Source organism: Streptomyces sp. CLV115, from assembly GCF_038448545.1.
Taxonomy (GTDB): Bacteria; Actinomycetota; Actinomycetes; order Streptomycetales; family Streptomycetaceae; genus Streptomyces; species Streptomyces sanglieri.
Genome location: NZ_JBCEWQ010000099.1, coordinates 18,800 through 32,206 on the forward strand (window position 1 = coordinate 18,800; position 13,407 = coordinate 32,206).

Here is a 13,407-nt window from a genome sequence, read left to right on the forward strand (position 1 = left end):
CGGCGTTGAGCGACAATCAGAACCTGCTCGCGGAGCAGCGGCGCGCCCTGATCCTCGACGAGGTACGCAGGCGCGGCGGGGTCCGGGTCAATGAGCTGACCCGCAGGCTGAACGTCTCCGACATGACGGTGCGCCGGGACCTGGACGCCCTGTCCCGTCAGGGGGTCGTCGAGAAGGTGCACGGCGGGGCCGTGCCGGTGGTCGAGGCCAGCACCCACGAGCCCGGTTTCGAGGCCAAGTCGGCGCTGGAGCTGAGCGCCAAGGAGGACATCGCGCGAGCGGCGGCGGCCATGGCGGTGCCCGGCAGCGCGATCGCGCTGTCCGGCGGTACGACGACGTACGCGCTCGCCCAGCAGCTGCTGGACGTTCCGGATCTGACGGTGGTGACCAATTCGGTGCGGGTCGCCGATGTCTTCCACGCCGCGCAGCGTCCGGGGGGCACGGGCGGAGCGCGGCCCGGGGCCGCCACGGTGGTGCTGACCGGCGGGGTGCGGACCCCTTCGGACTCGCTGGTGGGTCCGGTCGCCGATCAGGCGATCGCCTCCCTCCATTTCGATGTGCTGTTCCTCGGGGTGCACGGAATCTCGGTGGAGGCCGGGCTTTCGACGCCGAATCTGGCGGAGGCCGAGACCAACCGCCGTTTCGTCCAGTCGGCGCGGCGGGTGGTGGTGGTCGCGGACCACACCAAGTGGGGGACGGTGGGTCTGAGTTCGTTCGCCTCGCTGGATCAGGTGGACACCTTCGTGACGGACGCGGGGCTGTCGGCCGCCGCCCGTGAGGAGATCGAGGAGCATCTGCCGGGGCTGGTGGTGACCGGCGCGGTCGCGGAGGGCGACTCCTGAGCCCTCGCCCATAGCACGGATTCCGCTCGGCTCGCGACCTGCGGTGCCCGGGCCTTTAGGATCGTGCTGTGGCCGTCTTCCGGATCGAGCGCTTCACCTCCTTGCCCGCCGCCGAGTCCTGGCGCCGGGTGACGGACTGGGAACGGCACGCCGCGCAGGTACCGCTGACCACGATCACCGTCCCCGCGGGGCTGCCGACCGGCGTCGGAACCGTTTTCGTGGCGCGTACGGGCGTGGGGCCGCTGGCGTTCGACGACCCGATGGAAGTGGTGCGGTGGACGCCGCCCGCGGCGGGGCGCGCGGGGCTGTGCCGGCTGGAGAAGCGCGGTTCGCTGGTGCGGGGCCGGGCGTCGATCGATGTGTATCCGACGGATTCCGGTTCGCATGTGGTGTGGGTGGAGGAGCTGGGCATGCGGCTGCTGCCGCGCTGGTGCGATCCGCTGATCGCCGGGGCGGGCCGCCGGGTCTTCGGCCGGGTGCTCGACAGCATGCTGGACAGTCCGGCGGGACGCCGTCCGTGACGGGGCGCCGGGACGGGGGTTCGAGGACCATCGGAACGCATACCGGCGCCGAGCCCTTGGAGGGCCGACAGCGCTTTGACCTGGGGTCCGGCTGAGGCAGAGCCTTCGGCAGTCGTGTTGATCACTGACCGTCCGGAGGTCCGGCGGACACCTCGCGGCGCGGACCGCGCTGCTCAATCGGCCCGGCCTCCCCCGCGCGGGTCCACCGGCGCGAGAACTCCGAGCCGGTCCTCGATCGCCTGGGCCGCGGCCAGGCACAGGTCCTCCCGGAACGCACGCCCGACAATCTGCACTCCCGAGGGGAGCCCGTCGGCGACGCCGGTCGGTACGGCCACACCGGGCACGCCCACGAAGCTGGTCACGCTGCACAGGCGCATTCCCGACGCGACCCGGTCCCGGCCTGCCCTGTCGCGCGACTCCAGCCCCGGCTCGACCGGTGGCTCGGTGAACGACGGGCCGAGCAACAGCGGGTACGTGTCGAGGAATTCGGCCCACGAGCGGCGAACGTTCATCCAGGTGCCCATCAGCTTCATGAACTCGTCCGCGCTTGCCGGCGGGGTCTGCTCCATCGCCATCGCGATGTAGTGGTCCCCGCCCTTGCCGAGCAGTTCGCGCACCACCGGCCAGGCCGGGGCGAATTCGGTCATGGTGATCCGGCCGTACGCTTCGAGAGCCTCGTCCATCCGCGGTACGTCCCGCACCTCGCGCACGTCGTATCCGGCGTCGCGAAGTGCGTCGGCCGCGGTCTCGACGGCTCCGCGAATCGCAGGGTGGACGCCGTGCCCGCCGGGGTCCGCCACGACCGCGACCTTCACCGGTCCGGGGAGCGCTTCGCCGTACGCGGGCACCGGTACGGCCCTCGGGTCTCGTGGATCGGTTCCGGCCAGCACCTCGTATGCCAGCCGCAGGTCGCCCACGCTCCGGGCCAGCGGGCCGTCGGTGACCAGTATCTGGGACGCCGGGCCCGGGTCGTCCGGGCCGAAAACGCGGTGGTCCGCCGGAAACCGGCCCGTGGACGGCTTCAGCCCGGCCACCCCGCAGAACTGGGCCGGGACGCGCACCGATCCCCCGGAGTCGTTGCCGAGCCCGAGCGCCGCCATGCCCGTGGCCACGGCCACCGCGTCGCCCCCGCTGGAGCCGCCCGGGGTCCGGCTGCTGTCCCACGGATTGACCGTGTCGCCGAACAGTTCGCTGCGCGTGTGCATCCCCGCCAGGATCAGGGTGGGGATGTTGCTGTGCCCGATGGGGATGGCCCCGGCCGCACGCAGCCGCGCCACCGGGGGCGCGTCGGCCGGCGCCACCAGATCGCGGAAGCGCTCCGTGCCGAACGTGGTCGGCACGCCTTCGACGGCGGTGCTCTCCTTCACGGTGAACGGCACGCCCGCGAGCGGTCCCAGCGCTTCACCGGCGGCCCGCCGACGGTCCGTCTGCGCCGCGGCCTCACGTGCGCGCTCCGCCAGGAGCTGCGTGACCGCGTTCACTTGTGGGTTGACCTCGGCGATGCGATCGAGGTGACTGTCGACCAGTTCGAGTGCCGAGACGTGCGCGCCGCGCACGGCCTCCGCCTGGGCAACGGCCGACATCTTCCACAGTGCGTCCCGCATGGCCTTTCCTTCCTCCCCTACGTACCGATGCACCTGCATCGGAAACACCACCGTACCCTGGTACCGATGCGAGCGCATCGAATAAGGTGCACTGCGAAGCGGAGCGCCGTGGAACAGGGAGGCGACCGGGCATGCCCAGACAGGTGGATCACGAGGGCCGACGCCGCCTCATCGCCGAGGCCGTCTGCCACCTCGCCGACGAACGCGGCCTGGAGGGCGTGACACTTCGCGACGTCGCGGCCCGCGCGCAGGTGTCCATGGGCGCCGTTCAGCGGTGCTTCCGCACCAAGGAAGAGATGCTCGCATTCGCTCTCGGGCACATCGGCGAGCGGATCAACGAGCGTGTACAGGCCCGCCTCGTCAGGAGCCCGGCCCAGTCGGCCGGAACCGCCCTGGGCCACGCGGTAACCGAGATCTCACTGCTCAGGGAGGAGCACCGCGCCGAGGCACGGGTCTGGCTGGCCTTCGTCGCGCAGGCGGCTGTCAGCAAGGCGCTCGCCAGGACGCTGAAGGCGAACTACGCAGCCCTGCAGGAGGCGTTCACCCGCCTCGTCTCGGAAGCCTGCGAGGGCACCGGGCGCACCGTACCTCTCGATCCGCAACGCGAGGCCCGCACCCTCCTCGCCCTCGCGGACGGCCTCACCACGCACGTCCTCATCGGCCACCTCACCCCGCAAGAGGCACACGACGTCCTCCACGCACACCTGGCCGGCCTCTGGGAGCAACCGGTCCGGCCTCCTCGCGTCCATCAGGACCGGACCGAGTGAGGCGAAGAGGTGACGGGCGCATCAGGCCGCCCGCGTTCGGCGTCGGCCGCCTCCGGGGCGAGCAGGCCGGTGAGCCCGGCGATCGCCTCCGGGGAACCGCAGGCAACGGGGCCGCTTCACGTCGCGGCCTGGAGTACGTCACCACACGTGCGGGATCAAACCACCGCCGGCATTGAGGCATTGTCCGTGGGACGGCTCCGGACCGCTCCCGCGACCGACACCCCGTCAGCCACCCACCGGGGCCGACGGATCCTTGGCGCCGGTTTTCGTTCCGATGCTCCTCCACCCCCGGAGGCCCGCGAGTTCAGGGGAACCGAAGGTTTCTCGTCGGAACCCGAGGGTCCGGTGTCCTGATTCCCGGGTTCGGCCCCTTGGGTTGGTTGTGAACCCGCGCGGGGGTGCGTGTCGTCCGGAATCGGTCTCACGCTTCGTCGCGGTGAGTGAGGTGGCCGTTGGTCAGCCGCCAGTAGTGCTGGTGGTCAGTCAGTCGCCAGGTCTCGTCGGCGGCGATCGCCTGCGTGATCCATTCGTGGAGTTGCGGGAGGGCCTGCGCTCGTAGAACAGCGCGGGTGGCCGCACGTTCAGTGGCATCGACGGGGTGGACGTCCAAGCGGAAGCCGACCATGTCCGGGTGGATGCCGCGGCCGTAGTTGCGGGGGTTCGGAGCGATCCATGCCGCTCCCAGGACGATGGTCCCGCTGTCATGTCCGGTGAGGAATGCCAGGTCCGTGACTCGGGTCATGCAGGGGCCGAGGCACTCGTTGATGTCGGTGGTGGTCAGTGGCCAGGCACGGTGCCGGGGCAGTCTTCGATTTCGTGCGGACATGGCAAGCAGAATGGCAGAAGGTCACTTTCGGCTCTCGGGTATTTGTTCGGCGGCCCGTTCCAGCAACGCCCGTGCGGAGTCCGCGTAGCGCATCGCGGTCCTTTCGTCGAGCCCGAAGACTCCGGCGGCGACCGGCCGTCCCGACGCCCGGGGAACAACTTCGGGGCTGCGGGGCCTGTGCCGACTGCGGCCTGTCCGGTCTCCTCTGCCTGGCTCCAGCGGCCACGACATCTGATGGCACGTCAGCTATGGTGTGGCACGGCCCCGTCCGCCGCCGATCGCACGGGAGGTGCGCTCCATGCCACGCCGACTCCGTTCCGTGGAACTGGATTTCGTCGAATCCGCTCCGCTGCGACTGGTCTTCGCCGCCGAGGTGTCCGCGGCCCCCGAGGACGTCTACCGGGCACTCGCCGACGACGTTCCGGGCTGGCCGGGCTGGTTCACGGCGGTGACGTCGGCCCGGCCCACCGAGAACGGCGCAGGCCGCGAGGTCCGGCTCAGGGGCGGCTTCGTCATCCAGGAGACGATCATGGCGGCGGAGCCCGGCGAGCGGTACGCCTACCGGGCCGACCGGACCAACGCCCCGGGGATGCGGGCCCTGTTGGAGGAGTGGCGGCTCACCCCGGCCGGGACCGGGACGCGGGTCCGGTGGACGTTCGCCGCCGACGGTTCCGCGCCTTTCCGGTTCATGCTGCGGCTGGCCCGGTCGGGGGTGGGCCGGTCCTTCCGGGACGCGGTGCGCGAGCTCGACCGGCGGCTGACCGGATCCGCGGCCTGAGCCGTCGCACAGCCCGCTCCGGCCGTGCGGTCAGGGCCAGTTGCCGTCGGCCAGGAAGGAGTCGATGGTCTCCGTGTACGGGGCGATGTCCAGGCCCTGTGCGGCGAGCCAGCTGTCGGAGTAGTACTTGTCGAGGTAGCGGTCGCCCGGGTCGCAGATCAGGGTGACGATGCTGCCGGTGCAGCCCTGCTCGACCATTTCCGCGACCAGTTTGAACGCGCTCCACAGCCCGGTGCCGGTGGAACCGCCGGCCTTGCGGCCGATGGCCTGCTCCAGGGCGCGCACGGCAGCGACGCTGGCCGCGTCCGGCACCTTCATCATCCGGTCGATGGCCCCGGGTACGAAGCTCGGCTCCATCCGGGGCCTGCCGATGCCCTCGATCCGGGAGCCGCAGTCGCTGGTGGCCAGGGGGTTGTGCTGGGTCCAGCCGTCGAAGAAGCAGGAGTTCTCCGGGTCGGGCACGCAGATCCGGGTGTCGAACTGCATGTAGTGCACATAGCGGGCGATGGTTGCCGAGGTGCCGCCGGTGCCCGCCGTGGCGACGATCCACGTCGGCTCCGGATAGCGCTCCAGCTTCAACTGCTGGTAGATCGACTCGGCGATGTTGTTGTTGCCGCGCCAGTCGGTGGCCCGCTCGGCGTAGGTGAACTGGTCCATGTAGTGGCCGCCGGTCTCCGCGGCGAGCGTGGCGGACTCCTCGTACATCTTCCGCGAATCGTCGACGAAATGACATCGGCCGCCGTGGAACTCGATCAGCCGGCACTTTTCGGGGCTGGTGGTGCGCGGCATCACGGCGATGAACGGCACACCGATCAGCTTGGCGAAGTACGCCTCCGAGACGGCCGTCGATCCGCTGGACGCCTCGATCACCGGCTTGCCCGGCCGGATCCAGCCGTTGCAGAGCCCGTAGAGGAAGAGCGAACGGGCCAGCCGGTGCTTGAGACTGCCGGTGGGGTGCGTCGACTCGTCCTTGAGGTAGAGGTCGATGCCCCATGCCTCGGGGAGCGGGAAGCGCAGCAGGTGGGTGTCGGCCGAGCGGTTGGCGTCGGCCTGGACCTTGCGTACCGCCTCCTTGAGCCAGGCCCGGTACCCGGCGTCGGAGCGGTCGATGTCGATCGTCGCCGCGGCCCGGCCGTCGCCGCCGTGCTTTTCGTTGCCCATCAGCGCGTTCCTCCTAGTGTCGCCGTCACTCCACCGACAACGGTATTCCCCCCACCTGCACAAACGTTTACTTTGATGCTCCATAGCCCTGCCTTGGCACTGACGGGCCGGCATCTTCGAAACCGGATCGGGACGCGGCCTGGCGCGGCGGTCCCGGTTTGTGCAGACTTCCCATCAGAAGTGTTACGAAGGGGGCGAAGCAGCCATGCCGGAAACGGAGTTCAGTGCGACGGGGGTACGGATCGAGCGGTGGGCCCGCTCGCTCACGAGGGCCGGGCAGGTGATCGTCAAGGACGGCAGACTGGCCCTGCTGACGAGCAACGGACGGGAGATCGACAGCGCCCCGGTGGTGTCGGTGAGCGCGGGCAGGCCGTGGTTCGCCGGAGCCGGTGCGGCCGTGGCCCGCCTGAACGGGACGCGGTACCGGCTGACGATGGGGCAGCGCAACCACGGTCCGGACGGGGGCGGCCCGACCCGCCGGTTCCTCGAAACGCTGCGCAGCGCGGGCGGACGGATGACCTGACACCGACGGCCGTACCGGTCCGTCGCGAGTTGCGGAGCTGTGACCCCTGGGCGACATTGGACACGTCACTCATGGTCCACCGGTGGTGACACTGAGATCCACGCCGCCGGAGACCGGATCGGCGGCCGGCCGGCCGCGCGATCCGTTCCTTCGTCTTCTTCCGGACCTATTTCGGGGAGTCGCAGCCGTGATCAGCGAGCCAAGCAGGCACTGCACGGTGGAGCTCCAGGCCCTGCCGTCGCGGATCGGTCAGGTCCGCAGAATCATCTCGGCGCAGTTGCGCTACTGGCATCTCGATCCTCTGATCGACCAGGCCGCGCTCGGCGTCACCGAACTGCTGACGAACGTCCACCGGCATGCCCAGCCGGACAAGTCATGCACCGTCGAGGTCGAGTTGCTGCTCGAACGGCTGACGGTGTCCGTCCACGACCACGACCCACGGCTGCCGACCGTGCGTGAGCCCAGTGCGTCCAGCACGTCGGGGCGCGGGCTCGCACTGATCGCCGCGGTCAGCGAGAGCTGGGGGGTCCGGCCGAGGGGCGGGGCGGGGAAGGTCGTCTGGTTCACCCTTCCGGCGCCTCCGCGATGCTTCGCGCTGCCACCGCATCCGGTGTACGGGGCCACCACCGACGGGCCGTTCGAGCTGGACTCCGTCATGTACCTGGAGAGCGGTACGCCCTTCGCCGCACGGTCGGCGGTGGTGGGCTGACCCGCCGGGCCCCGTGGCGGAGGGTGGCACGACGGGGAGGGGTGCGCTACTGGGCGGCGGCTCGCCCCTCCCCGTCGTGCGCTACTGGGCGGCGATCGCGCGGAGCACGTCGAGCCGTGCGGCCCGGCGGGCCGGGCGCAGGCCCGCCAGCGCTCCGGCGGCGATCCCCACGAGGGCGACCGCCAGGAGCCGCAGCGGCGGCAGGTCGAAGGCGACCGCGGTGTCGCCCGCGGACGCCTCGACCAGGACCCACCCGAGGAAGCCGCCGAGCAGCAGTCCGCCCGCCGTGCCGAACGCGGCCACCAGGACGGACTCCCAGCGGACCATCGAGCGCAGCTGGCTCCTGGTCTGTCCCACGGCTCGCAGCAGACCCAGCTCCCTGGTGCGTTCGTGCAGGGCCAGGGTGAGCGTGTTGGCGATGCCCAGCAGGGCGATGAGCACCGCGAGTGCCAGCAGGGCGTAGACCAGGGTGAGCATCATGTCGATGGCCCCGGCCGAGGACTTCGCGTACTCGCCGCGGGTCTGTACGTCCGGGTTGCCGTACGCCGCCGCGGTCCTCGCGACCGCCGCCCTGCCGTCGGCGGTGGACACCCCGGGTGCGAAGGAGACGGCGATCAGCGAGTCGGAGTCCTGTGCGCGGTGCGGGGCCCAGGCCCGGCGGGTGATGACGTAGTCCCCCGCCAGTTCCGGCCGGTCGTAGACGGCGCGGACGGTGAATTCCTGCCGGGCGCCGTCGGTGAAGGTGAGCCGGACCGGGGATCCGGGGCGCAGACCGCGCTCGGCGGCCTCGGCGGCGGAGACGGCGATCCCGTTCGTACCGAGCCCGGTCAGCGAGCCGTCGACCCGTCCGAGGTCGAAGACCCTGCCGAGCGCGGCCGGGTCGGTGACGGTCAGGGCGCGTCCCGCGCCGTCGACCTCCGCCACCCCCTTGCCGAGGCCGACGGCGGTGGCGACCTGTGGCAGCCGGCCGACGGCCGGGGCCAGGCGGGGGCTCAGTCCGCTGCCGCCCGCGCCGAGGGCGGGCGCGCTGATGGCTACATCGCCCGCGAAGGACCGGTCGACGGTCCGGTTCATGGTCGCCTTCAGCGAGGCACCGAAGACGGTGAAGAGCGAGACCACCGCGACGCCGATCATCAGCGCGGTGGCGGTGGACGCGGTCCGCCGGGGGCTGCGCAGGGCATTGCGCCGGGCCAGCCCTCCGGTGACGCCGCGCAGCCGGCCGAGCGGTGCGCCGAGGGTCCGTACCGCGTACGTGGCGGCTACCGGGCCGAGGATCACGAACGCGGCGAGTGCCGCCACCGCTCCGAGGGCCGGCAGCCAGACCGAAGAGGTGGCCAGGGTGCCGCCCAGAATGGCGCCGACGGAGGCCGACAGCAGGACCAGCCCGGTGACGGCCCGGGTCCGGGACGCCCCGGAGTCGTCGACGGCGCTCTCGCGCAGGGCGGCGAGCGGCGCGGTGCGTCCGGCCCGGACGGCGGGCAGCAGGGCGGAGCCGAGGCAGACCAGGACACCCACGGCGAGCGGCAGCACCAGAGAGAGGGGGCCGATCACCAGCGAACCGTCCGGGAACGGGAATCCCGCGGCGGGGAAGAGGGCTTGCAGTCCGGCGGCGATCCCGATGCCGCCGGCCAGGCCCGCGGCGGAGGCGATCACCGCGACCGCGGTCGCCTCGACGAGGGTGGCGACGACGACCTGGCGGCGTGCCGCGCCGAGGGCGCGCAGCAGCGCGTTCTCCCGGGTGCGCTGGGCGACGACGATGGCGAAGGTGTTGTGGATGGAGAAGGTGGCGACGAGCAGCACGATCCCGGAGAACACCAGGAGCAGCGTGGTGAACAGGCCGAGGAAGGCGCCGGAGATCATGTCCCGGTTCTCGGCGGCCGCCGCCTGCCCGGTGACGGCCTCGACGCCCTTGGGCAGCACGGGCCGCAGCGCGTCGACGAGTTCCCGCTGCCCGGTGCCGGGGCCGGCGCGGACCTGGATGGCCGATGCCTGGCCGGGCTTCGGCGTCAGGTACTTCTCGGCGTCGGCCTGCGTCATCGCCGTGTAGGTGACCTGCCCCATGCCGTCCTGGCCGCCGAAGGTGGCCAGCCCGACGATCCTGACGTGTACGGGTTCGGGGGTGCGCAGCACGGTCGTGTCGCCGATCCTGAGCCCGCCCCGGTCCGCGGTGCCACGGTTGACGACGACCTCGCCGGGGGCGGCGGGGGCGCGCCCGGTGGCGAGCCGGTACGGGTTGAGTTCCGGGTCGTCGATCCAGTTGCCCGCGAGGGTGGGCGGGCCCTGTCCGCCGACGGGTTTGCCGTCGGCGCCGATGAGCTGGCCGGCGCCCTGGATGTCGGGCGCCGCCGCGGCGACGCCGGGAGTACGTTCGATCCGCTTCACCAGTGCGGTGCTCACCGGCTGCCGGGTGCCCCGGGTCTCACCGGCGACGGTGATCACATCGGTGCCGCGCACGACGGCGTCGGTACCGGCGTTGGCGTCGGTGAACATGGTGTCGAAGCTCGCGCGCAGGGTGTCGCCCATGACGAGCGTCCCGGTCAGGAACGCGACGCCGAGCAGGACGGCGACGAACGTACCGGCGAAGCGGCGCTTGTGGGCGCGGAGCGAGGAGATGCTCAGGCGTACGGAGGCACGGGTGCCGTTCATGCCGTCACCGCCTGCGCGAGGGGTGGGGGGCGAAGGACTTGAAGCGGTCGAGCACGCGCTCCGCCGTGGGGTCGGGCATCCGGTCGACGAGCCGGCCGTCGGCGAGGAAGACCACCTCGTCGGCGTGGGCGGCGGCGACCGGGTCGTGGGTGACCATGACGACCGTACGGGCGGTCTGCCGGACGGTGCGGCCGAGCAGCCGGAGCACTTCCTGGCCGGAGCGGGAGTCGAGGTTGCCGGTCGGTTCGTCGGCGAAGACGACGTCGGGGCTGCCGGCGAAGGCCCGCGCCACCGCCACCCGTTGCTGCTGTCCACCGGACAGTTCGCCGGGCCGGTGGTGCAGCCGGTCCCGGAGCCCGACGGTGTCGACGAGGACATCGAGCCACTCGCGGTCGGGCCGCTCCCCCGCGAGGTCCAGGGGGAGGGTGATGTTCTCGGCGACGGTGAGCGTCGGCAGCAGGTTGAAGGACTGGAAGACGAAGCCGATCCGGCTCCGGCGCAGCAGGGTGAGCCCGCGGTCGTCGAGTGCGCTGATGTCGGTGTCGCCGATGAAGGCGGAGCCCGAGGTGAGTGTGTCGAGCCCGGCGGCGCAGTGCATCAGGGTGGACTTGCCGGATCCGGAGGGCCCCATGATCGCGGTGAAGCGCCCGGTCGGGAAGTCGACGCTCACCCCGTCCAGTGCCCTGACCCGGGTGTCGCCCGCGCCGTAGAGCTTCACGGCGTCGACGACCCGGGCGGCGGGGGCGGGAGTGGCGGCGGGGACGGGTTCGGAGACGGGGACGGTGCTGGTCATGCCACGCCTCCCTTGCTGCCGCGGCCGAACTGTTCGTCCAGGACGGAGAGCCGGCGCCAGTACTCGTCCTCGTCGATCTCGCCGGCCGCGAAGCGCCGGCCGAGCAGGGTGATCGGTGACGGCTCGGCGGATGTTTCCCCGGTGGTACGGGCCTGCCAGGGTCCTCGTCGGCCGCGCCGGACGGTACGGCGCAGCAGGGTGACGCCGCCGATGACGACGGCCGCCCAGAAGAGCGGGAAGAGGAGGATCCAGGGCCCGGGTCCACCGCTGTACGCCAGGGTGTTCATCTCGGTCGGCTCCCTCGGTTCAGGGGTTGGAGTTCAGGTTTTCCTGACGCTTGTGAGCCTCGCCGAGAGCGGCTCCCGAGTCGTCGTACGGCCAGCGGCCGTGCGCGTACCCCCTCGGGAGTACGTGGCGCCGCCGCGGCTGCTCCCGTCGACGACCGGGACCGGCACCGGGACCGCCGAGTCCGTTCCTGCTGCGGGCGCGGGCGGACGAACGCTGCGGGCAGTCCGGCCGGGGCCGGCGGCTGCCCGCGCAGTCGGCCGCGCTCGCCGGGGCCCGGTTCGGCGGACAGCCGCTGCTGGGCGGTGACACGGTCGTGCCCGGCGCCCCGGGCATGCCGCTCCTGCCGTGACGGCTGCGCCTTCGCCTCGAACAGACCCTGGGCAAAAGGGTGTTGGGAGCGGTCCTGTTGGGCGACCCGGCACGGGCGGTCGCTCCGCCGCGCACCTTCGGACCCGGCCGGAGGCCGAAACCCGTATGGCCTGCGCAAGTCATCCGCCCGGCGGACACGCGCCGACCGGGCCGGGCGGAGTCCTGTACGGCTTCGGACACCTGCGGAGGCGATACGGCGGCCGAGACCCGTACCGCCCGGCTCCGTCAGGCCAGGGCGGCCAGCGGGTCGTCCAGCACCGGCTGCCAGGCCAGTTCCGCCGCGCCGACCAGGCTGTTGTGGTCGAGGGTGCACGGCAGGATCGGGACGCTGCCGCTCCTCCCCCACAGGCTGCGGTCGGCGACCACCGCACGCAGTCGCTCCGGGTCCGCGTCGAGCAGGGCACGGTGCAGTCCGCCGAGGATGATGCGGTCCGGGTTGAGGATGTTGACCAGGCCGGCGAGCCCGAGGCCGAGCCGGTCGATCAGTTCCTCGGCCGCGCCCCTTACCGCCGCGTCCCCGTACTCCGTGCGCAGCAGGTCCCCGGCCTGCTTGAGCAGCGATTCCTCCGGGCCGGGTTCGCGCCGGGCCGCGACGAGGAAGGCCAGCGGGTCGGTCTCGACGTCCAGGCAGCCGCGGCCGCCGCAGTGGCAGGGGCGCCCCTCGGGGTTCACGGTGAGATGCCCCACCTCCAGCGCCAGCCCCGAACTCCCGGTGTGCAGGCGGCCGTCGAGGACCAGGGCGCCGCCCACTCCCCGGTGTCCGGTGGCCACGCAGAGCAGATGCTGGGCGCCCCGCCCGGCGCCGTGCCGGTGTTCGGCGAGCGCGGCGAGGTTGACGTCGTTGCCGGTGAAAGCGGGTCCGGGGATGCCCGCCCCGCGCACGCAGTCGGCGAAGATCTCGCTCACCGGCGCACCGGCCGGCCAGGCGATGTGCAGCGGGTTGAGCGCGTTGCCCTCCGGTTCGGCGACCGCCGAGGGCACCGCGAGGCCCGCTCCGACGCAGCGCAGTCCACTGTCCCGCAGCAACCGCGCGCAGTCGTCGACCACTTCACCGATGACCTGCGCCGGGTCCGCCGTGACGGTGACACAGCCGGGAGCGGTGGCCACCAGCCGCCCGCCGAGCCCGACGAGCGCGGCCCGGAATCCGTCGGCGTGCACCTGGGCGGCGACGGCGACGGGGCCCGACTCCCGGACGGACAGCCGGTGCGAGGGGCGGCCCTGCGAGCCGGCGGCGGAGCCGGGCCGGGAGTCGACCCGGATCAGGCCGAGCGCCTCCAGTTCCGCGGCGACCGCACCGGCCGTCGCCCGGGTGACTCCGAGCTCGGAGGTGAGGACGGCGCGGGTGGGCGCGCGTCCGGTGTGGACCAGTTCCAGCGCGGGTCCGAGCGCGCTGCGGCCTCTCTCCAACTTTGTCCGGGTGGTGGACACCTTGCCGTTCATGGGGGCGAGTCTCCCACGGTCCGGGAGCACGACCGACGCCCCGGTGGTGCGGTTGTGCGCCGGGAGCACGTCCGGGGAGCCCGCCCGGCCCGCACTCGCTCGTGCGCCCGCCTCGCACCCCCTCGACGCCCGCCCCGCAC

General features: G+C 72.3%; 13 protein-coding genes. 6 read left to right on the forward strand and 7 right to left on the reverse strand.

What is annotated here, in order from left to right; all coding sequences use genetic code 11:
* Positions 1–5: 5 nt before the first annotated feature.
* Entirely contained in the window at positions 6–842 is an 837-nt protein-coding gene (locus AADR41_RS28020; RefSeq protein WP_342284188.1) for a DeoR/GlpR family DNA-binding transcription regulator, read from the forward strand.
* A gap of 68 nt (positions 843–910) precedes the next feature.
* The gene (locus AADR41_RS28025; RefSeq protein ID WP_342284189.1) at positions 911–1,363 is read left to right on the forward strand and encodes an SRPBCC family protein; all 453 of its coding nucleotides are present in this window, start codon (positions 911–913) and stop codon (positions 1,361–1,363) included.
* Positions 1,364–1,536: 173 nt separating this feature from the next.
* Here AADR41_RS28025 and AADR41_RS28030 read toward each other — a convergent pair whose 3' ends face one another.
* Positions 1,537–2,967 (reverse strand): amidase, encoded by a 1,431-nt coding sequence (locus AADR41_RS28030; RefSeq protein ID WP_342284190.1) that lies wholly within the window; start codon positions 2,965–2,967, stop codon positions 1,537–1,539.
* Between the two features lie 131 nt (positions 2,968–3,098).
* Between AADR41_RS28030 and AADR41_RS28035 the strand changes: the two genes are divergently transcribed.
* Positions 3,099–3,734: a TetR/AcrR family transcriptional regulator gene (locus AADR41_RS28035; RefSeq protein ID WP_342284191.1), complete on the forward strand. Its 636-nt coding sequence runs from the start codon at positions 3,099–3,101 to the stop codon at positions 3,732–3,734.
* Between the two features lie 421 nt (positions 3,735–4,155).
* Here the strand turns inward: AADR41_RS28035 and AADR41_RS28040 are convergent, their stop codons facing one another.
* Positions 4,156–4,560, reverse strand: a complete 405-nt coding sequence (locus AADR41_RS28040) for a hypothetical protein (protein WP_342284192.1) — start codon at positions 4,558–4,560, stop codon at positions 4,156–4,158.
* Positions 4,561–4,858: 298 nt separating this feature from the next.
* On the opposite strand from AADR41_RS28040, the gene AADR41_RS28045 reads away from it, so the two are divergent.
* Positions 4,859–5,338, forward strand: a complete 480-nt coding sequence (locus AADR41_RS28045) for an SRPBCC family protein (RefSeq protein WP_342284193.1) — start codon at positions 4,859–4,861, stop codon at positions 5,336–5,338.
* A 30-nt stretch (positions 5,339–5,368) separates the two neighbouring features.
* On the opposite strand, the gene AADR41_RS28050 is transcribed toward AADR41_RS28045, so the two are convergent.
* Positions 5,369–6,499, reverse strand: coding sequence for a PLP-dependent cysteine synthase family protein (locus tag AADR41_RS28050; RefSeq protein ID WP_342284194.1), 1,131 nt, complete (start codon positions 6,497–6,499; stop codon positions 5,369–5,371).
* A gap of 205 nt (positions 6,500–6,704) precedes the next feature.
* Between AADR41_RS28050 and AADR41_RS28055 the strand changes: the two genes are divergently transcribed.
* Both AADR41_RS28055 and AADR41_RS28060 read left to right on the forward strand, forming a co-directional pair.
* Positions 6,705–7,022 (forward strand): hypothetical protein, encoded by a 318-nt coding sequence (locus tag AADR41_RS28055; RefSeq protein ID WP_342284195.1) that lies wholly within the window; start codon positions 6,705–6,707, stop codon positions 7,020–7,022.
* Positions 7,023–7,209: 187 nt separating this feature from the next.
* Positions 7,210–7,731 carry an ATP-binding protein gene (locus AADR41_RS28060; protein ID WP_342284196.1) on the forward strand — a complete coding sequence of 174 codons (522 nt, stop codon included), beginning with the start codon at positions 7,210–7,212 and terminating at the stop codon, positions 7,729–7,731.
* An 81-nt stretch (positions 7,732–7,812) separates the two neighbouring features.
* On the opposite strand, the gene AADR41_RS28065 is transcribed toward AADR41_RS28060, so the two are convergent.
* The 4 genes from AADR41_RS28065 to AADR41_RS28080 all read right to left on the reverse strand — a co-directional run bounded on the left by AADR41_RS28065 (position 7,813) and on the right by AADR41_RS28080 (position 13,267).
* The gene (locus tag AADR41_RS28065; protein ID WP_342284197.1) at positions 7,813–10,377 is read right to left on the reverse strand and encodes an ABC transporter permease; all 2,565 of its coding nucleotides are present in this window, start codon (positions 10,375–10,377) and stop codon (positions 7,813–7,815) included.
* Positions 10,378–10,381: 4 nt separating this feature from the next.
* Positions 10,382–11,170, reverse strand: coding sequence for an ABC transporter ATP-binding protein (locus tag AADR41_RS28070; protein WP_342284198.1), 789 nt, complete (start codon positions 11,168–11,170; stop codon positions 10,382–10,384).
* On the reverse strand, positions 11,167–11,457 hold the full coding sequence (locus AADR41_RS28075; protein WP_342284199.1) for an SHOCT domain-containing protein: 291 nt from the start codon (positions 11,455–11,457) through the stop codon (positions 11,167–11,169). Before AADR41_RS28075 ends, AADR41_RS28070 begins: the two co-directional genes overlap by 4 nt.
* Before the next feature lie 595 nt (positions 11,458–12,052).
* The gene (locus AADR41_RS28080; RefSeq protein ID WP_342284200.1) at positions 12,053–13,267 is read right to left on the reverse strand and encodes an ROK family protein; all 1,215 of its coding nucleotides are present in this window, start codon (positions 13,265–13,267) and stop codon (positions 12,053–12,055) included.
* Positions 13,268–13,407 lie beyond the last annotated feature (140 nt).